Consider the following 18,662-nt stretch of genomic DNA (forward strand, 5'->3'; position numbering starts at 1 on the left):
CTAGAATGGTCGGCATGACTTCCGCACAGCACTTTGACCTCGTCATCATCGGCACCGGGTCGGGAAATTCAATCCCCTCTCCTGAGTTCGACGATAAATCCATCGCCATCATCGAAAAGGGAACCTTCGGCGGAACCTGTCTCAACGTGGGCTGCATTCCGACGAAGATGTACGTCTACGCCGCCGACGTTGCACTCGCCGCGCGCGAGGCAACCCGTCTTGGGCTCAGCGCGCACGTGGATGCTGTGGATTGGGAGGGCATTGTCGAGCGCGTATTCCACAACCGCATTGATCAGATAGCCCGCGGCGGCGAAGAGTACCGCCGTGGCGAGGAAACGCCCAATATTACAGTCTTTGATCAGCACGCTCGGTTCATCGGACCGAAAACCCTGCAGGCCGGCGACGACATCATCACCGGCGACAATATAGTTATTGCTACCGGATCACGCCCTGTACTGCCCGAACCTTATGCCAGCTCTTCCGTGCCAATCCACACCAACGAGGACATCATGCGGCTTGAGAAGCAGCCGCGCAGCCTCATCGTGGTCGGTGGCGGCTACATCGCCATGGAATTTGCCCACGTCTTCGACGGCCTGGGCACCGAAGTAACCGTGGTCAACCGCTCGGAGAAGCTCCTCCGTTTCCTCGACGAAGACTTAAGCTCCCGTTTCAACGACATCGCACGCAAGCGTTTCGACGTCCGCATTGGCACCGCCACAGCACTAGAGGAAACCGCAGACGGTGTACGCCTAACCTTGGATAGCGGTGATGTCGTGGAGGCAGAAGCCATCCTCGTGGCCACCGGCCGCCAACCCAATGGCGATCAGATGGATCTTTCTAACAGCGGCATTGAAATGCACGAGGACGGGCGCATCAAGGTCGACGAGTTTGGTCGCACCACCTGCGAGGGTGTGTGGGCTCTCGGCGATGTCTCCTCCCCCTACATGCTCAAGCACGTAGCCAATGCGGAGCAACGGGCGGTACAGCACAACCTGTTGCACACAGACGATCTCCAGCCAATGCCGCATGAGCACGTCCCCGCGGCCGTCTTCACCCACCCACAAATTGCAACGGTGGGACTTACTGAGGCACAAGCCCGCGAGAAGGGCTATGACGTCACGGTGAAGGTGCAGAACTTTGGCGACGTTGCCTATGGCTGGGCTATGGAAGACACAACGGGCATCTGCAAGCTCGTCGCTGATCGGGCCACCGGCAAGCTCCTCGGCGCCCACCTAATGGGCCCACAAGCGTCCACTCTTATCCAGCAGTTGATCACTGCGATGACCTATGAGCTTGATATGCGCGAGTTTGCCCGCTCTCAATATTGGATCCACCCGGCGCTGCCAGAAGTAGTGGAAAACGCAGTTTTGGGACTAGAGTGGCAGGAGTAAAAGTTACATTTCAAAGTGTGATGTTTTTCACATTTCCATCACATTAAATTCTTTAAACCGCTGGATGCCACTACAGACAACACTTTACGTCACTAACATCTGCCAGCAACCTTTCAGAATTTCACCTATTTCGGGGGTGGTAGACCCCGGGACTTAAAAGAAGGCTCAAACTGACGTGCATTTTGCCTGACCGTTGGCTACTTTAGTTACGGACACCGGAAAGAGTCGGTAGCTTCTACCGACTCGGTGTGTTTTGGGGATACCAAACTAATCCCTATCCCTGTAAATCAAGACCTTCCGTCTCGGGGTCTTGCACGTACGACACTAAGGACTTTTGATATGCGTATCCGCAATGCAGCTATCGCCGGCGTAACCGCTCTCGCCGTTGCCTTCGGCGGCACCACCGTCGCTTCCGCCGCTGACAACGTTGAGCAGGGCAACCACACCGTTCCCGTTAAGGATCACGGCCCGTCCAAGACCGCTCCGGACGGCGAAGCCGACACGACCCCAGAGGATTACAAGCCTTCCCTGTCCTCCAAGATCGGCCAGCAGCTTGAGGGCGACAAGGCAGCTAACGGCGTTGCCATCTTCGGCTCCTCCAAGGACTTCTCCGGCCAGCCGGCATGGGCAAAGATCTTCTACGGCGCAACCATTTTTGCTGGCCTCGGCACTCTGCTTGGCAGCATCATCGGCCCCGTATACAACTTCTTCGTACACGGCCCGTCCCTGTAAGCAACAGCCACACGGCTCCACCAAAACTTCCGAAAGGTAATTTTCACAATGCGTAACTTCCGCACCGCAGCCGTTGCTGCTGCTACCGCTGTCACCGTAGCTTTCGGCGGCACCGCCGTTGCCTCCGCAGAGACCGCAAACAACAACGAGGGCACCTCCTCCTTCTCCTCCTCCAGCTCCCTGACTCAGAAGGGCAAGGAGTGGGGCGCATGGGAAGAGGGCGAGGACGGCAAGCCTGTCGTTAACCCTGGCAACCAGGTCACCGGCGAGGATATGTTCGGCAAAGAGGTCGACCCGAACATGCCGAAGTGGGCTTCCTACTGGAAGCAGGGCACCATCGCCCTGGGCATCTCCTCCGTTATCGGCGCTGTCATTGGCGCCTACAACTACGCTGTTTACAACGGCATCATCCCGGCACACGTGCTGGACCCGATCTTCCGCCGCTAATTAAGTTGCGGGCGTGCTGACTTACTCAGCACGCTTAATCAGCGCCCATTTCTCTTTAAGGGGATGGGCGCTTTTGCATGCCATGCCACCATCGCGACAGCGGGAGACTTCGTGCCGCCTACGTTTTTCGCTTCGCGCGCTCCCCTTCGGAAGAACTAAGCCCTCCGCCTCACCGTGACTACACGGGAAGCGGAGGGCGTTGTTTTCTTCTTTGGAAGTGTTTAAGCGCTCGGCGCTTAAACGTCGGCGCTTAAACGCTAGGCCTCATCTGGCAAGGTGAGGATCTCGTTGCCATCATCGGTGATGACGATGGTGTGCTCGAACTGGGCTGTGAACTTTCCATCGGTGTTCTGGACGGTCCAACCGTTATCCCAAATCTCATAGTCCAGCGAGCCCAGGTTAATCATCGGCTCGATGGTCAAGGTCATTCCAGGCTCGAGGATGTCACGGTAGGTCATGGAATCGTAGTGCAGCACAACCAGCCCGTTGTGGAAGGTGGGGCCTACGCCGTGGCCCGTGAAGTCAGTGACCACGTTGTAGCCAAAACGGTGAGCATAAGACTCAATGACGCGTCCGATGACGTTAATCTCACGGCCGGGCTTTGCTGCCTTAATGCCGCGCATCATCGCTTCCTTGGTGCGCTCCACCAGCAGCTTGTGTTCCTCGGTGACGTTACCCGCGAGGAATGTAGCGTTCGTATCGCCGTGGACACCATTCTTGAACGCTGTGACGTCAATATTGACGATGTCACCGTCCTCAATCACCGTGGTATCCGGAATGCCGTGGCAGACAATCTCGTTGAGGGAGACGCAGCAGGATTTCGGAAAACCCAGGTATCCCAGCGTCGACGGGTATGCGCCGTGGTCACACATGTACTCGTGCGCAACGCGGTCAATCTCATCCGTGGTGACACCGGGCGCCACAGCCTTTCCCGCCTCCTGAAGGGCGTTGGCAGCAATCCGGGAGGCCTCACGCATGGCTTCAATAACCTCCGGGGTCTGCACGAATGGCTCGCCCTGAGCTTCCTGAACCGTGTCCTTCCACACGTACTCGGGGCGCTCAATATCCTTCGGTACCTTGCGGATTGGGGTATCTTTTTCTTGTTTCAGCATCGCGCGCTTAGTCATAACTACTCATGGTAGCCCTCTTGCCCAGCACCCGACAAAGAGCACCAACGACGCCCTAACGAGCGCGCCTTACTGTTCTTGTGCGGGAGGAACCTCGCCGTGGCCTTCCGCGCGTAGGGCGTCCAGACGCTGCAAGAAATTATCAGTGATGTTGACCGAAATCGTCGAGCCACCGCCCAGAACGACAAGCGTTGCGAAAGCAATGTCATCATCCCGGAATCCGGTGAACCAGGCGTGCGAGCCGCCGTTGATTTCCGCCTCACCAGTCTTGCCGTAGACAGTCCCCTGGGCCTGCATTCCTGCGGCGGTACCGCTCGCCACTACCTGGCGCATCATGTCACGCACTTGAGCCAAGGTTTCCTCGCTAGGCGCGGGGACCTCCTCCGAAACCTTGGTTTCGCGTGACTCAATGAGCGTCGGCGTCGGGGTCTTGCCTGCCGCAACTGTCGAAGAGACAAGCGCCATGCCAAAGGGAGACACAAGGTCCAGGCCCTGACCATAGCCAGCTTCCGTGCGCTCCAGAGGAGTCTCACCCTCGGGGACGGAGCCGGTGAGCGTCGACAGTCCCGGTACCTCATAGTCGATGCCCAGGCCATATTGCTTGCCCACGTCGCGCAGCTCTCCCTTCGGAAGGTCCGTCGAAATCTGCGCGAAAGTGGTGTTACAGGATTGCGCGAAGGCTTGGCGCAGCGGCACCGAGCCCAGGGAAAAGCCGTTGTAGTTGGTCACGGTTCGCCCATACAGGTCCATGGTTCCGGGGCACGGCACGATGGAGTCTGGCGAAAGGCCTTGCTTGTCGACGCCCGCCGAAGCCGTAATGATCTTAAACACCGAACCGGGAGGGAACTGGCCTTGGAGGGCAATATCACCCTTCTTATCTGCCTCCGGGGTTTGGGCCACGGCAAGAATCTCGCCCGTCGAAGGGCGCATGGCCACGATCATGGCTTCATACTCGGGGCGCAGATTGACCGCTTCTTGCGCAGCACGCTGGACGTCATAGTCCAGCGATACTTTGACGGAAGGGGCTGCCTCGGGTTCGTGATACTCGACGTCGGAAAGCGCGGCGCCGTGCTCGTTGACTACCGAGACAGACCAGCCATTAGTCCCGTCGACTTCCTCAGAGACCATCGCCCGCACGCGGGCGAGGATATCCGGGGCCAAACCAGTATCGCGCGTGATAAGCGCGGATTCCTCGTTGAAGCGAATCCCCTTCTGGTTCTCCAGTACCGGGCGCAGCCGCGCTGCTTGAGACTCATTGAGCATGGTGACCGAGTAAGCACCATCGACCTCTTCGAGGTTTTTGGCGAGCTCCCCAGAATCAATTTCGGGGAAGGAATCATCCTCCCGGTGCGCCTGGCTCAGCGCGCCGGATACTTTTGCGGCAACGGGGCGGGGATCATCCACCACGTCGGTGTCGACGACGAGCCGGTATTGCAAACCCGGAGACATCAGCTCCACGCCATCAGAGGAGACCACGCCAGCGCGTTTCGGTGCGATCGATCGCAGCTCAAGGTGCTGGTGCGCACCGAGGTCAGGGTGGATGATGCTGGGCTGCCAGCGCACGGTCCAGTCCTTATCCTTGCGTGTCAAGGCCATAGACGTGTCATAGCGCAAGGAACGGTTGCGCGGCAGAGTCCACGTCACTGAATAGTGCGCGGTCGCCTTGGCTTCCTCTTGCTCAACGTCGGTCAATTCAACGTCGAGACCCTCTGCTTGCAGGCCCGCGAAGGTTGCGTCGAGGGTGTTCGTGGCCGTGGTGCTGTCATCAACGAGCTGTGTTAGGTCCTCATTGTTGCGGGTTTCCATGTCTTCTAGGAATTGCTCGGCAACTGGGCGTGCGGACACCGGCTTGGGGGTGCATCCCACCAAAGACGACGCCGCGATGCTTGCCGCACCGAGCAGCGCCACGAACTTCTTCATGGTTGGGCAGCGTAGCAGCCGAGGGCGGCCCGACGGCCGCCCCACACCGCAGATGGGCTACTTGGTAACGCGGACCTCAGCCTTGGCGCCTTCGACGGCTTCCAGGCCCTGCTCTTCTGCCAGACGCATTGCCTCTTCGATGAGCGTTTCCACAATCTTGGATTCTGGAACGGTCTTGATGACCTCACCCTTGACGAAGATCTGGCCCTTACCGTTACCGGAAGCTACGCCAAGGTCAGCATCGCGGGCTTCGCCCGGACCGTTCACCACGCAGCCCATGACGGCCACGCGCAGCGGGAATTCCATACCGTCAAGGCCCTCGGTGACCTCGTTGGCCAGCTTGTACACGTCCACCTGCGCGCGACCACAGGACGGGCAGGAGACAATCTCCAGCTTGCGCGGGCGCAAGTTAAGCGACTGCAGAATCTGGTCACCAACCTTGATCTCTTCGACCGGGTCCGCGGACAAAGACACGCGGATGGTGTCACCGATACCTTCGGCAAGCAGGGCACCGAAAGCGACCGAAGACTTGATGGTGCCCTGGAATGCGGGGCCGGCCTCGGTAACGCCGAGGTGCAGCGGGTAGTCGCACTGAGCGGCGAGCTGGCGGTAGGCCTCCACCATGACGACCGGGTCGTTGTGCTTGACGGAAATAGCAATATCGCCGTATCCGTGCTCCTCGAAGAGGCTAGCCTCCCACAGTGCGGACTCAACGAGAGCCTCTGGGGTGGCCTTGCCGTACTTCTCCATGATGCGCTTGTCCAGGGAGCCGGCGTTGACGCCGATGCGAATCGGGATGCCGGCATCACCAGCCGCCTTCGCGACCTCCTTGACGCGGCCATCAAATTCCTTGATGTTGCCCGGGTTAACGCGGACAGCGGCACAGCCGGCATCGATGGCGGCGAAGATGTACTTGGGCTGGAAGTGAATATCGGCGATCACCGGGATCGGGGACTTCTGCGCAATCGCCGGCAAAGCCTCCGCGTCCACCGTCTTCGGGCAAGCCACGCGAACGATGTCGCAGCCGCTCGCGGTCAGCTGTGCAATCTGCTGAAGGGTGGCATTGACGTCATGCGTCTTCGTCGTGGTCATCGACTGCACGGAGATGGGGTGGTCAGAGCCCACGCCCACCTGGCCAACCATGAGCTGACGCGTCTTGCGGCGCGGCGCCAAGGTAGGAGGTGGGCCGTCGGGGATACCAAGACCGATAGGGGTCGACATGTGTGCTCCTTGCTAATTGGGTTTTAACGCCCCTACTCTAGCACCGCATACGGCAGCTGGAGCACTAGCCAAACAGCCGAATTGGGTTGACCACGTCCGCAATCATGATGAGCGCACCCACCGCCATCAGAACGAAAGCCAACACATAGGTCACCGGCATGAGCTTGGTGTAATCCGCGGGCCCCTTCGGTTCCTTACCCATGAGGCGACGCAGGGCGTCGCGGATCTTCTCATAAATGATGACGGCGATATGGCCGCCATCGAACGGCGGGAGTGGGATGAGGTTGAACAACGCGAGGAAGAAATTGAGGGTGGCCAGCATCATAAAGAAGGTGGACCACAGACTGCGCTCCACCAGCTCGCCGCCCACGCGGGAGGCACCCACCACGGACATCGGCCCGTTGACATCACGTTCCTGCCCGAAGATAGAAGCCACCACACCCGGAATCTTTGCCGGGAATTGGGCGATGCCCTGGACAGTAGCGTTCAAGGCATATCCCGAGTAACGCGCGGTGGCCGGGAAGGCATCGACGAAGGAGTAGGTCTCCCTGATATCGATAATCTGGTTGGTCATGCCAATGGCGCCGACCTTCACCAGCTGTCCCTCCGCGTTGAGCCGGGTCACTGTTGCAAGAGTGATATCGAAATCACGCGGCTCGCTATCGCGTTCGACGGTAAGGGTGACGGTGTCACCGGGGTAGTTCATGACGGTATCGCGAAGCTGCGCAAAGGAGTCCATGGTCTCGCCGTTCAGCGCGACAACAATATCCCCCGGCTCCACGCCCGCTTCGCCAGCTGGGCCCAGCCCCTGGCAGGGTTCCAATTCGCCCTCAGCATTCTGGTTCACGGCACAGGAGACCTCCCCTACACGTGGACGAACATCCGCGTCTGGGTTGGGCAAGCCCGTGGTCATAGCAATGATCAGCAGGATAATGAATCCCAACAGCAGGTTGACCGTAATACCGCCGGCCAGAACGATGATCCGCTGCCACGCCGGCTTCTTGTACATGGCATAGGGCTCTTCCTCCTCCGTAAGGAACTCATCCTGTGCCGTCATGCCCGCGATATCGCAGAAGCCGCCCACCGGAAAAGCTGCAAGGCCGTATTCGGTGTGGCCACGTGTAAAGGATGCGACGCGCGGCCCAAAGCCGATGAAGTAGCGCCGCACTCGCATCCCAAAGGCACGGGCGGTAAACATGTGGCCCGCCTCGTGTAAGGCAACAGTGATGCCGATCCCCACGGCGAAGAGGATTATACCGAGCACATTGGCCATAATTTAGGGGGCTTTCTAACGAGCGAGCGAATCCACCAACGCATTAGCGCGACGGCGGGCCTCACCTTCCACGGTGAGGACATCATCGACGCTAGAGGGTACACCAGCGAACTCTGAGGCCTGCTCCACGACGTGGCTAACCACGTCAACAATTTCCGGGAAATGAATACGGCCCGCCAAGAAAGCAGCCGCTGCCTCCTCGTTCGCAGCGTTATACACGGCAGCGTGGGTGCCTCCGGCAGCGGCCGCCTCACGGGCAAGGCGAACGGCCGGGAAGGCTTCGTCATCGAGCGGCTCGAAGCGCCAATCATGTGCGGTGGAAAAGTCCAGGGCCGGCTGGGCACCCGGCACGCGGCGCGGCCAGTCAAGTGCCAGGGAGATCGGCAGTTTCATCGATGGCGGCGAGCACTGCGCAATCGTGCAGCCATCGGTGAAGGTAGCCATAGAGTGGACAATGGACTGGGGGTGAACGGTGACGTCAATGAGGTCCGGGGAGATGTCGAAAAGCAGCGTCGCCTCGATGAGCTCAAGGCCCTTATTCACCAAAGTCGCCGAATTCAGGGTATTCATCTGCCCCATCGACCACGTCGGGTGTTGCGCAGCCTGCTGCGGGGTGACATCCCACATCTCCTCGCGAGTCCAACCGCGGAAAGGACCACCGGAGGCGGTGAGAACGAGGCGCTCGAGCTCCACGCCGCTGCCTGCGCGCAGGCACTGCGCCATGGCGGAATGCTCGGAATCCACCGGGATGATCTGGCCCTCCCCCGCCAAGCGGGTGACGATGGAGCCGCCGGCGACGAGGGATTCTTTGTTTGCCAACGCCAACAGCTCGCCCTTCTCCAAGGTGGCGATGGTGGAGGCCAAGCCCATGGAGCCTACAAGCGCGTTGAGGACCTTATCGGCGTCCACCGCCTTGACCAGCTTCTCGGCGGAGTCTGGGCCCGAGAGCACGGTGCCACCGAGGGCCTCGGAAACGGTGCGTGCCGCATCGGGCTTGGCGACGGCCACGTGGTCAAACGAAAGGTTGAGGGCACGTGCCTGCTCAATGACGAGCTGCGGGTTGGAACCGCCGGCGGCGATACCCACGACTGTGAACTTATCCGGGTTATCCGCGATAACGTCCAGAGCCTGGGTGCCAATCGAGCCAGTAGAGCCGAGAATAAGAATGCGTTGGGTACTCACCCTCTCAACCCTAGCCGGTCAACCCAAGCAAGAGTCGCGAGCGCTGCGCTAACGATAGTCGGGGGTGTTTAATCGCGGTTATCGGCAGGATCATTTAAACTACTACACAGAATAACTGGCATTTTTCGTGCACTCGCTCGAATCAATTAGTTCTAAGCAGGGCGAGCTGCATGTACACGCAAAGGAGAGCAAGTGTCTTCCCACAAGCCGGCATCGCAGGTTTTCGACGGCGTATCCACCGATGACGTCCCGTCCGCAGGTTTCGGTTGGTCCCGCATCAGCCGCTCGGGCGTACAGATCGCTGGTTGGACGTCCGTCGTGTTCCTGCTTGCTTATAACTTTGGTAACCACAAGGGCCACGTGGAGACGATCTGGCTCTTCGCCCTGGCAATCCTGATTGCCCTTGGTCTGGTGATTTACGCCCTGCAGCCAAAGCTCTCCCAGGTGCGCACCCTGACCGCCCGTAACAAGCCGGTGGGCCACGAGGAACCGGATTGGGCATATGAGCAGAAGACCGTTCACAACGTCTACGCTTCCCTGACCGATGACGAGCTGCGTGCCCTCAACATTGAGCCCTCCCGCGTTGCTCACATCCGCGGCGTGTCCGACGGCCGCCACGCTGCCAAGCCGGTGGCTAACTAAAGCTTCTTCGCTGTAAACAAAAGCTCCCTTCCCGCTGTTCATGAATGAACTGCGGGAAGGGAGCTTTTGTTCTATCTGTTTCCCCCTAGCTCACGTAACGGTTTACCGTGGCGTAAATCTCCGGGGTTCGCTCCTGCGCCCTCTTTCCGGCGAAGCGCCAGACAGCAGCGTAGACAAGTGACGGAACCAGCAGAGAAACTATCACAGCGGCGTACAGCAGCCAGCCGCCGCGCTCATAGCTCAGGGCAGAAACCACGATGCCGGGAAGCGCGGGCACCCAGACCAGCATCATGCCGACGAACGCCGTGAAGAAAGCGCCAGCGGAATAGCCGGATTTGTCATTCCACCGGTTCTGTCCCGGGGCTGACAAGGGATAAGGGTTAAGCACGGTCAGTCCCAAGCCCACCGCCGCCGTGGAAATGAACACGCCTAGAGCCACAGCTGTGCACAACATGCCCAAGGTGAAGTTGTCGCTAAAGACAAGTACCACTACGGCAAGCAGCACAAACCCGATCAAGGGAATAGTGACGTGTGCGAGGTGGCGCGCATGAAGGATGGTGCGCGGAGCAACCGGAGCCACCATGTGGACCCAATTCGATGGCCCATCGAAGCCATAATCATTAGCCAAGAGCGAAGAGAGCACGATCGCGCTGAAGCACAGCATGAAATAGGCGGTGAAATCATCGCCCCTCCACAACTGGTAAAGCGTCAGCACGCCGAACAGTGGCATCGTGTAGAGCATGCCTGTTTGCCGCTTATCGCGGGTGAGATAACGCAAAGCCCGGGTATATTCCATCGCCGCCGGGCTGGAATAAGACCAGGCGCCCAACTCCAACTTGGACACACCCTTGCCCGTCACTTCGCTGGCTGCGTCACCGCCTGTTCCGGGGTTGCGCATGAGGCCGCCTATCTGACGGGACCACGCCCATACCAGCAGGACAAGGCTGGCCACCGCGATCAAGAGTTGGGATAGGGCGGTGATGAGGTGGCCGTCGGCAAGCGCGAGCGCCCACCCCACCCCGGCACCCAACGGGGTCCAGGCCATGATGGTGCCCACGGAATCGAGCGGAGGCAAGGACTCGAGGACGCTCTGTGCCTGCAGCATGCCAAAGACCAGCAGGCCCATAACCACCATCGCCGCAATTTGGGTGCGCGACTTTTGGGAATCCGCGATAGCGGAAGCCACTTGGACAAGGCATTCGCCAACAATGATGGTCGTCGCGCACGACAGCACCATGCCCACGACGAAGGGCACCGCAGCCCACCCGGTTCCTGTCAGGATGAGGAAAATGCTGCCGATGATCGCATACACCAGGGAAAAGACGACCGACATGATGGCGCGGGTGGTCAGCAGACCGGAGAAGAACAAGCCCGGAAGGACCTCACGGGGAGTCAGAGGAAGGGCTCCCAGAGTTGTCGGGCTCAATTGATTCTCCCCCGCCGGCATAAAGAGAGCGAGGAGTATGTAAATGAGCATGCCGCCCGCCACGCCGACGGTCAGTGCTTGGTAGCCGTGTCCGGGCGTGGTGATATCTGCATACACCATGGCTGCGATGGAAAAGAGGCCGATTGCTCCGTAAATCAGCATCATGAGCCCCATCATGAGCGTCGCCGGATTGGAAGAAACGCTTCGCCACCACAGAGTGCGATGAAGGCTGAACAGAGTGGATGTCATTCAGCGTCACCTGCCGCTGGCGAGCGCAGCCACCCAAACTTCGAGGCATCCAGGTCCCGCCCGCCGACGGCCGCGATAAAGAGATCGCTCAGGCTTTGGCCCTGGCGGACATCGTCGACGTGACCCGCAGTGATGACTTGGCCGCCGTTGATGATGGCAACGTGGTCACACAGCCCCTCGACGAGCTCCATGACGTGTGAAGACAAAATAACCGTGCCGCCACGGGAGGCATAGGCGCGCAGCATCTGCTGGATGAGGCGCCCGGAGACCGGATCCACGGCTTCCAGAGGCTCGTCAAGGATAAGCACCTCTGGGTTGTGCAGGACGGCCCCCGCCAAGAGAATCTTCTTGGTCATGCCGGCAGAATAATCCGCGATGCGCTTATCGGCGGCATCGGAGAGGGAGAGGGCGTCGAGAAGCTCCTGCGCACGGCGCAGCGACTCGGAGCGCTCCAACTTGTGAAGGGCGCCGAGGTAGTGAAGGTATTCAGCGCCAGTGAGACGGTCAAAGACCGGCGCCCCATCCATGAGCAGCCCCATGGCCTGTTTGGCGGGGATGGGCTCTTCCCACACGTTGTGGCCGGCGATGAAGCTGTGGCCGGCATCAGGGCGCTGGAGGCCACACGCCATGGTCAGCATCGTGGTCTTGCCCGCGCCATTCGGCCCCACTATGCCGTAGATGGATCCGCGCGGGACATCAAGGTTGAGGCTGTTGACAGCGATCTGAGAACCAAAAGACTTGCGCAGATCGCGCACCGCTAAAGCTTGGGTGCGTGGATCTGTGGCTAAGTCCTCGCGATAAGGATGAGTCATAAGCATTAACGGTATCAAGAACCATTAATGCCTTGTTCTCCAGCAAAACTATTGTTAGGAAACTGTGAGCTGGATGCTTAAGCGGTCTCGCGCTCGTCGGCAGCGAGCTGGCCACAGGCCGCAGCGATTTCATCGCCCTTGGTATCGCGCACGGTGCACGGCACGCCCTGCGCGATGACGCGGCGAACGAACTCGTCCTGGCGCGCCTTCGGGGCGGCGTCCCACTCCGAACCCGGTGTGGGGTTGAGCGGAATGACGTTGACGTGGACCTTGGATCCCAGTGCCGCATGCAGCTTCCGGCCCAGCATGTCGGCGCGGAAATCCTGATCGTTCTTATCGCGGATCAGCGCATATTCGATGGACACGCGGCGGCCCGACTTATCGGCGTAGTACTTAGCGGCATCGAGGACCTCCTCAACCGGCCAGCGGTTGTTAACCGGCACGAGGGTATCGCGCAGTTCATCATCCGGGGTGTGCAGGGAGACTGCGAGGGTGCAGGACAGGTCCTCATCCGCGAGCTTGCGGATGGCCGGAGCCAAGCCGACCGTGGACACCGTGACATTGCGCTGGGAAAGGCCGAAACCTGTGAGGTCAGATCCGGTAATCTGGCGCACCGCATGGACCACGCGCTTGTAGTTGGCCAGCGGCTCGCCCATACCCATGAAGACAACGTTGCTAAGACGTCCGCCCTCCTCTTCCATGAGGCGGGCAGCGTGCCTAAACTGCTCCACGATTTCCGCGGTGGACAGGTTGCGGTCCAACCCGCCCTGGCCGGTGGCACAGAATGGGCAGGCCATGCCGCAGCCAGCCTGGGAGGAGATACACAGGGTGGCGCGCCCTGGGTAGCGCATGAGCACGGACTCCAACAGGGTGCCATCGTGCAAGCGCCACAGGGACTTGGTGGTTTCCCCATCATCGGTGGAGGTCTGCCGAATGGGCTCCATGAGCGTGGGGAACAAACGCTCTTGGACCGCCTCGCGGGCGGCGGCCGGGATATCCGTCATCTCGGAAGCATCGGCGGTGTGGTGGACGTAGTAGTGCTTGGCCAGCTGCTTTGCGCGGAATTTGGGCAGGCCAAGTTCCGCGAGCGCCTCAATGCGCTCGGCCTCGGTCAGGTCCGCGAAATGCTTCGGGGGTAGCCCGCGGCGCGGAGCGGAGAAATTCAGTTTCAGTGGTTCAGCCATGGTAGAGCCCATTTTCCACGTTTTCGGCCACATTATCCAATCTAAGCTCTGCTGGAGTGGCGAAAGTGACATCTCAACCTATTTAATAGATGCATGACGAATCCAGAAAACTCCCCTGAGGAATTCCGCACCACCACCCCGGCCGAGGAGCCGCTGACTGATTACACCACGGAATCCCCCGCCACCGAAGGCTCGGTCGAGCCAGTTCCAACCACGACGGCTTATGAGAATAAGAGTGATGGCAAGGTGAAGGGCTCTTTCGCTGCCAGCACGTGGATTGCCCTTATCGTGGGCTTCCTGCTGCTCATCGTCCTCATCATCTTCATCCTGCAGAACCAACACCAGGTACCGCTGAACTTCCTTAACTGGTCCGTCCAGTTCCCGGCGGGCGTCACCTACCTGATCTGCGCCATCGCCGGTGCCCTCATCATGGCCCTCGTCGGCGGCTGGCGCATGTTCGAGCTGCGCCGCCAGGTGCGCAAGCAAGCTCGCCGCTAAACCTAAGGTGCAAGGGTGGTGAGGAAGCTCATCGCCACCCACGTCACCATCGCGGACGGCAGCATGCCGTCCAAGCGGTCCATGATGCCGCCGTGTCCCGGTAACAAGGCAGACATATCCTTGATTCCCAGCTCGCGCTTGAACTGGGATTCCACCAAATCACCGAGGGTTGCACAGAAGACAAGACCGAGTCCCATCAGCGCGCCCACCCATGGCTTGTGGTGAAGCAGGAATGCGAAAGAAAGCGCGCCGGTAAGGGTGCCGAAAACAACCGAACCGGTAAAGCCTTCCCACGATTTTTTGGGGCTAACGGCTGGGGCCATGGGGTGCGACCCGAACATAACGCCAGCGATGAAGCCACCGGTGTCTGAGGCGACGACACAGAGCATAAACACGACAATCGACGCCGCCCCCGAAGCAAACGGCGTTTCCACTCGTGAGAGCATTGCGGCAAACGTGCCAAACAGGGGAATCCAGGTCAGCACGAAGATGCCCATCGACATATCGCGAAGATAGTTAATCGGCGGGCGGTGCCTGCCATTATGGAAGAGGCGCCCAAACATGAGGGCAAGGACCGCTACCACATACACAGCGACAAGGCCTGGGGCGTTAAGGAACCACGAGACCCAGAGCATTGCTTGGCCAAGAACGATCAGTAGGGTGCGCGGAACATAGTAAGAGTGCTCCCGCAAACGGGTAAGCACCTCCCACATGCCCAACCCCACTGCGGCTGCGACGACGAGGTACCACACGAGAGGCCCAGCCCACACCGCAAAGACGACGAGCGCGCCCAAGCCGACGCCGACGGCAATTGCCGCGGGCATGTCTCGCCCCGCAGAATTCTTGGGTTTGGGCATCCGGCTCGAGTGCTCAGTGCTCACGCATGCTCCTCAGGTAATCGTGGGTGGTCTGGCTCTACACAGAAAAGACCGCCGTGCTGGCCGGTGCCTGGCGCGGCGGCAAATCAACGCTCTTAGAAGAGTGGAGGTTAAACCTCCATGAGCTCCTCTTCCTTATTGGCAACGAGCTTGTCCACCTGCTCGATGTAACCGGAAGTGATCTTTTCCATCTCCTTCTCGGCGGCGATAACCTCATCCTCGCCGGCGTCGCCATCCTTCTGGAGCTTCTTGAGCTGCTCCATGGCACGGCGGCGGATGTTGCGGATAGCAATCTTGCCGTCTTCACCCTTGCTCTTAGCCAACTTGACCATGTCGCGGCGGCGTTCCTCAGTCAGCTGCGGAATGGTCACGCGTAGCACCTGGCCGTCATTAGTCGGGTTCACGCCCAGATCTGAGTTGCGGATGGCGTTCTCAATCTCATTCATTACGGACTGCTCATAAGGCTTGATAAGCAGCATGCGCGGCTCAGGGACCGAGATGGTGGCCATCTGGGTAATCGGAGTCGGCACTCCGTAATACTCAGCAACCAAGCCGTTAAACATGGCCGGGTTGGCGCGGCCGGTACGGATGGTAATCAGCTGCTCGCGGGTGTGCTCCACCGAAGCGGTCATGTGCTCTTCAGCTTCGAGCTGGATCTCGTCGATCATGAGGGTTACAACTCCCTTGAAATAGTCAAAAGTACTGGGAAAGAATCTAGCAGGTCGCGGCCGGTTTGTACTAGGACTGAACCAGCGTGCCGATCTTCTCGCCGTTCACGGCGCGCTTGATATTGCCTTCCGTGAGGAGGTTGAAGACCAGAATCGGCATATTGTTGTCCATGCACAGGCTAAACGCCGTGGCATCGGCCACCTTAAGGTTCTTTTCGATAACCTCGCGCGGGGTGATTTCGGAGTACAGCTCCGCATCGGGATTCGTGCGCGGGTCGGCGGAATAGACGCCGTCGACGGCCTTGGCCAAGAAGAGGACCTCCGCACCGATCTCCAGCGCGCGCTGCGCCGCGGTGGTATCGGTGGAGAAATACGGCATACCCATACCAGCACCGAAGATGACCACACGGCCCTTCTCTAGGTGGCGGTCGGCGCGCAGCGGCAGGTAGGGCTCCGCAATCTGGGCCATGTTGATGGAAGTCTGCACGCGGCAGTCGATGCCCTGCTGCTTGAGGAAGTCCTGCAGAGCCAAGGAGTTCATGACGGTGCCTAGCATGCCCATGTAGTCCGAGCGAGCGCGGTCCATACCGCGCTGGGAAAGCTCGGCACCGCGGAAGAAGTTACCGCCACCGATCACCACGGCGATCTCAGTCCCCTGCTTCGCCACCTCGGCGATTTGGCGGGCAACATTTTCTACAACGTCAGGATCGATGCCGACCTTGCCACCGCCGAACATCTCACCACCCAGTTTGAGCATGACTCGCTTGTATCCGGTTCGCTTCGGTTCAGGGGTAGTCACGGTCTTCATCGTCTCCTTCACGCATGGCGACGCTTCAGTTAAGCGCTTGAATAATTCTGTTCCATCTTAACCATAGGAAGGCGCTGTCATATATTCAGCTGCGTGCGACCCCCCACCCTCAGGGGCGGGGGCAAAACGGCGAACTCCCTCCCCCAGTTTCTCCCCACCGGGCACTCAGCCCTTGGGGAAGAAAGAGGAGGAGGGAGCACTCGCAGTCACTAGGCTCTAAACCCGGACTGCACGAGTCTCAGGAAGGCTTAAGCGCCAACCTCGTAGCGGATGAAGCCGGTGATGGTGGTGCCGGCCTCGTCTGCAACCTGCTTGACGGTCTTCTTGGAGTCAGACAGAGCTGCCTGCTCCAGCAGAACCACGGACTTGTAGAAGCCGTTGAGGCGGCCTTCCACGATCTTCGGCAGGGCTGCCTCCGGCTTGCCCTCCTCGCGGGTGGTGGCCTCAGCGATCTCGCGCTCCTTCTCAACGATCTCAGCCGGAACGTCCTCGCGGGTCAGGTACTCAGCGTTCATGGCTGCAATCTGGAGAGCGACTGCGTGAGCGCCTTCTGCGTTGCCCTCGTAGGAAACCAGAACACCTACTGCCGGCGGCAGGTCAGCGGAACGCTGGTGCAGGTAGACAGCAACGTTGTCGCCCTCGATGGTGACTGCGCGGCGGGCCTGCAGCTTCTCGCCGGTCTTTGCGGACTCTTCGTCGACGACCTCGGAAACCTTCTTGCCGTCGATCTCCAGGTTGTTGAGCTCTTCACCGGAGTTGACCTTGGCCTCACCGGCAGCCTCAGCGATCTTGGAAGCGAAGGACTTGAAAGCCTCGTTCTTGGCCACGAAGTCGGTCTCGCAGTTGATCTCAACCATCGTGTTGCCGGAAACGGCGATCAGGCCCTCGGTAGCCTCACGCTCAGCGCGCTTGGACACGTTCTTTGCGCCCTTGATGCGCAGGTACTCAACGGCCTTGTCGTAGTCACCCTGGGACTCGTCGAGAGCCTTCTTGCAATCGAGCATGCCGGCGCCGGTGGCCTCACGCAATGCCTTTACGTCTGCAGCAGTGTAGTTCGCCATAGTTGGAGCGATCCTCCTTGGAATTAAACGGTATTCGTTGAAACAGCGTAGCCGAATCACTACCACCACGTCGCGTTGAGGGGGTGGTAGTTTTTCGCCCACTCCCCCAGCGGAGGGAAACCTCTGCGTGGCGTTTCAACCTTCTAGTGTGTCACGTGCCTTAGCGAGCCAAGAAAAACACGTGAGAAAAAGCCCCCATCGCCGCGGACACTGTGGGCCGTGCGGTACGGGGGCTTAAGGTATGCAGATTACTCTGCGGACTTCTCGGCGTCCTCGGACTTCTCAGCGGAAGCCGGATCAGACGCAGCGGCAGCCTCAGCAGCGTCGCGGGCGTCCTTCTCAGCGGTGTCGCCGGCAGCCTCCTTGGCCTGAGCAAGCTGGCGCTCCTCGCGAGCCTTCTTGCCCTCGTCCACAGCGGTGGCGATGATGCCGGAGAGCAGCTTGGTAGCGCGGATTGCGTCGTCATTGCCCGGAATCGGGAAGTCGACCTCATCCGGATCACAGTTGGTGTCCAGGATGGCAACAACCGGGATGTTGAGCTTCTGAGCTTCCTTGACCGCGATGTGCTCCTTGTTGGTGTCAACAATCCACAGTGCGGACGGAGCCTTGGTCATATCGGAGATACCGCCCAGGACGCGCTCCAGCTTGGTGCGCTCGCGGGTCAGCATCAGAACTTCCTTCTTGGTGCGGCCCTTGTAGCCGTCCTCAGCCGCATCCATAGCCTGCAGCTCCTTCATGCGCTTCAGGCGCTTGGAGACAGTCTGGAAGTTGGTGAGCATGCCACCGAGCCAGCGGTGGTTCACGTACGGCATACCAACGCGGGTTGCCTCTTCAGCAACGGCTTCCTGAGCCTGCTTCTTGGTACCAACGAAGAGGATGGTGCCGCCGTGTGCGACGGTTTCCTTAACAAACTCGAAGGCCTCATCGATGTAGGTCAGCGTCTGCTGCAGGTCGATGATGTAGATGCCGTTACGGTCGGTGAAGATGAAGCGCTTCATCTTCGGGTTCCAGCGACGGGTCTGGTGACCGAAGTGGACACCAGCGTCGAGGAGCTCGCGCATGGTTACAACTGCCATGATTCGCTCGCTTTCTATACGTTGTTTCGGTTTTGCAAAAATTGTGCGGTGTTTTATTCCGCACCCT

At 59.7% G+C, this 18,662-nt stretch carries 18 protein-coding genes; 5 read left to right on the forward strand and 13 right to left on the reverse strand.

The genetic code is table 11. The features are described from left to right. The first annotated feature begins 5 nt into the window (after nucleotides 1–5). The 3 genes from mtr (at nucleotide 6) to HMPREF2978_RS07620 (ending at nucleotide 2,570) form a co-directional block, all read left to right on the forward strand. Complete coding sequence (mtr, locus tag HMPREF2978_RS07610) at nucleotides 6–1,391, forward strand: mycothione reductase (RefSeq protein ID WP_070527043.1); 1,386 nt, start codon at nucleotides 6–8, stop codon at nucleotides 1,389–1,391. A 339-nt stretch (nucleotides 1,392–1,730) separates the two neighbouring features. Then, entirely contained in the window at nucleotides 1,731–2,123 is a 393-nt protein-coding gene (locus HMPREF2978_RS07615; RefSeq protein WP_070744848.1) for a hypothetical protein, read from the forward strand. A gap of 48 nt (nucleotides 2,124–2,171) precedes the next feature. After that, nucleotides 2,172–2,570, forward strand: coding sequence for a hypothetical protein (locus tag HMPREF2978_RS07620; RefSeq protein ID WP_070744849.1), 399 nt, complete (start codon nucleotides 2,172–2,174; stop codon nucleotides 2,568–2,570). A 257-nt stretch (nucleotides 2,571–2,827) separates the two neighbouring features. Here the strand turns inward: HMPREF2978_RS07620 and map are convergent, their stop codons facing one another. From map to dxr, 5 genes are all read right to left on the reverse strand, one after another. Then, a complete protein-coding gene (gene map, locus HMPREF2978_RS07625) occupies nucleotides 2,828–3,697 on the reverse strand; it encodes a type I methionyl aminopeptidase (protein WP_070527034.1) in 870 nt (289 codons plus the stop codon). Between the two features lie 69 nt (nucleotides 3,698–3,766). After that, a complete protein-coding gene (locus tag HMPREF2978_RS07630; protein ID WP_070744851.1) occupies nucleotides 3,767–5,617 on the reverse strand; it encodes a penicillin-binding transpeptidase domain-containing protein in 1,851 nt (616 codons plus the stop codon). A gap of 57 nt (nucleotides 5,618–5,674) precedes the next feature. Continuing rightward, nucleotides 5,675–6,838, reverse strand: coding sequence for a flavodoxin-dependent (E)-4-hydroxy-3-methylbut-2-enyl-diphosphate synthase (ispG, locus tag HMPREF2978_RS07635; RefSeq protein WP_070744853.1), 1,164 nt, complete (start codon nucleotides 6,836–6,838; stop codon nucleotides 5,675–5,677). 64 nt (nucleotides 6,839–6,902) lie between these two features. Next, nucleotides 6,903–8,111: a M50 family metallopeptidase gene (locus tag HMPREF2978_RS07640; RefSeq protein ID WP_070744855.1), complete on the reverse strand. Its 1,209-nt coding sequence runs from the start codon at nucleotides 8,109–8,111 to the stop codon at nucleotides 6,903–6,905. Between the two features lie 15 nt (nucleotides 8,112–8,126). Continuing rightward, nucleotides 8,127–9,293, reverse strand: a complete 1,167-nt coding sequence (gene dxr, locus HMPREF2978_RS07645; RefSeq protein WP_070527024.1) for a 1-deoxy-D-xylulose-5-phosphate reductoisomerase — start codon at nucleotides 9,291–9,293, stop codon at nucleotides 8,127–8,129. 192 nt (nucleotides 9,294–9,485) lie between these two features. Here dxr and HMPREF2978_RS07650 point away from each other — a divergent pair, with 192 nt between their 5' ends. Then, nucleotides 9,486–9,935: a DUF2631 domain-containing protein gene (locus HMPREF2978_RS07650; RefSeq protein ID WP_070527021.1), complete on the forward strand. Its 450-nt coding sequence runs from the start codon at nucleotides 9,486–9,488 to the stop codon at nucleotides 9,933–9,935. A gap of 85 nt (nucleotides 9,936–10,020) precedes the next feature. On the opposite strand, the gene HMPREF2978_RS07655 is transcribed toward HMPREF2978_RS07650, so the two are convergent. The 3 genes from HMPREF2978_RS07655 to rlmN form a co-directional block, all read right to left on the reverse strand. Further along, nucleotides 10,021–11,526, reverse strand: coding sequence for an ABC transporter permease (locus HMPREF2978_RS07655; protein ID WP_083298994.1), 1,506 nt, complete (start codon nucleotides 11,524–11,526; stop codon nucleotides 10,021–10,023). Nucleotides 11,527–11,606: 80 nt separating this feature from the next. After that, the gene (locus HMPREF2978_RS07660) at nucleotides 11,607–12,428 is read right to left on the reverse strand and encodes an ABC transporter ATP-binding protein (protein ID WP_070527015.1); all 822 of its coding nucleotides are present in this window, start codon (nucleotides 12,426–12,428) and stop codon (nucleotides 11,607–11,609) included. 71 nt (nucleotides 12,429–12,499) lie between these two features. Then, on the reverse strand, nucleotides 12,500–13,606 hold the full coding sequence (gene rlmN / locus HMPREF2978_RS07665; protein WP_070527595.1) for a dual-specificity RNA methyltransferase RlmN: 1,107 nt from the start codon (nucleotides 13,604–13,606) through the stop codon (nucleotides 12,500–12,502). Nucleotides 13,607–13,699: 93 nt separating this feature from the next. Here rlmN and HMPREF2978_RS07670 point away from each other — a divergent pair, with 93 nt between their 5' ends. Further along, nucleotides 13,700–14,104, forward strand: coding sequence for a LapA family protein (locus HMPREF2978_RS07670; protein WP_070527012.1), 405 nt, complete (start codon nucleotides 13,700–13,702; stop codon nucleotides 14,102–14,104). 2 nt (nucleotides 14,105–14,106) lie between these two features. Here HMPREF2978_RS07670 and HMPREF2978_RS07675 read toward each other — a convergent pair whose 3' ends face one another. The 5 genes from HMPREF2978_RS07675 to rpsB all read right to left on the reverse strand — a co-directional run bounded on the left by HMPREF2978_RS07675 (nucleotide 14,107) and on the right by rpsB (nucleotide 18,595). Next, nucleotides 14,107–14,961, reverse strand: coding sequence for a phosphatidate cytidylyltransferase (locus HMPREF2978_RS07675; RefSeq protein WP_210383636.1), 855 nt, complete (start codon nucleotides 14,959–14,961; stop codon nucleotides 14,107–14,109). A 131-nt stretch (nucleotides 14,962–15,092) separates the two neighbouring features. Then, nucleotides 15,093–15,650 carry a ribosome recycling factor gene (gene frr, locus HMPREF2978_RS07680; protein WP_070527006.1) on the reverse strand — a complete coding sequence of 186 codons (558 nt, stop codon included), beginning with the start codon at nucleotides 15,648–15,650 and terminating at the stop codon, nucleotides 15,093–15,095. 70 nt (nucleotides 15,651–15,720) lie between these two features. Continuing rightward, nucleotides 15,721–16,458, reverse strand: a complete 738-nt coding sequence (gene pyrH / locus HMPREF2978_RS07685) for a UMP kinase (RefSeq protein ID WP_070527003.1) — start codon at nucleotides 16,456–16,458, stop codon at nucleotides 15,721–15,723. A 248-nt stretch (nucleotides 16,459–16,706) separates the two neighbouring features. Beyond that, the gene (gene tsf, locus HMPREF2978_RS07690; protein WP_070527000.1) at nucleotides 16,707–17,519 is read right to left on the reverse strand and encodes a translation elongation factor Ts; all 813 of its coding nucleotides are present in this window, start codon (nucleotides 17,517–17,519) and stop codon (nucleotides 16,707–16,709) included. A gap of 248 nt (nucleotides 17,520–17,767) precedes the next feature. After that, the gene (gene rpsB / locus HMPREF2978_RS07695; protein ID WP_046648052.1) at nucleotides 17,768–18,595 is read right to left on the reverse strand and encodes a 30S ribosomal protein S2; all 828 of its coding nucleotides are present in this window, start codon (nucleotides 18,593–18,595) and stop codon (nucleotides 17,768–17,770) included. Nucleotides 18,596–18,662 lie beyond the last annotated feature (67 nt).

Source organism: Corynebacterium sp. HMSC074C01 (genome assembly GCF_001814605.1).
Classification (GTDB): Bacteria; Actinomycetota; Actinomycetes; order Mycobacteriales; family Mycobacteriaceae; genus Corynebacterium.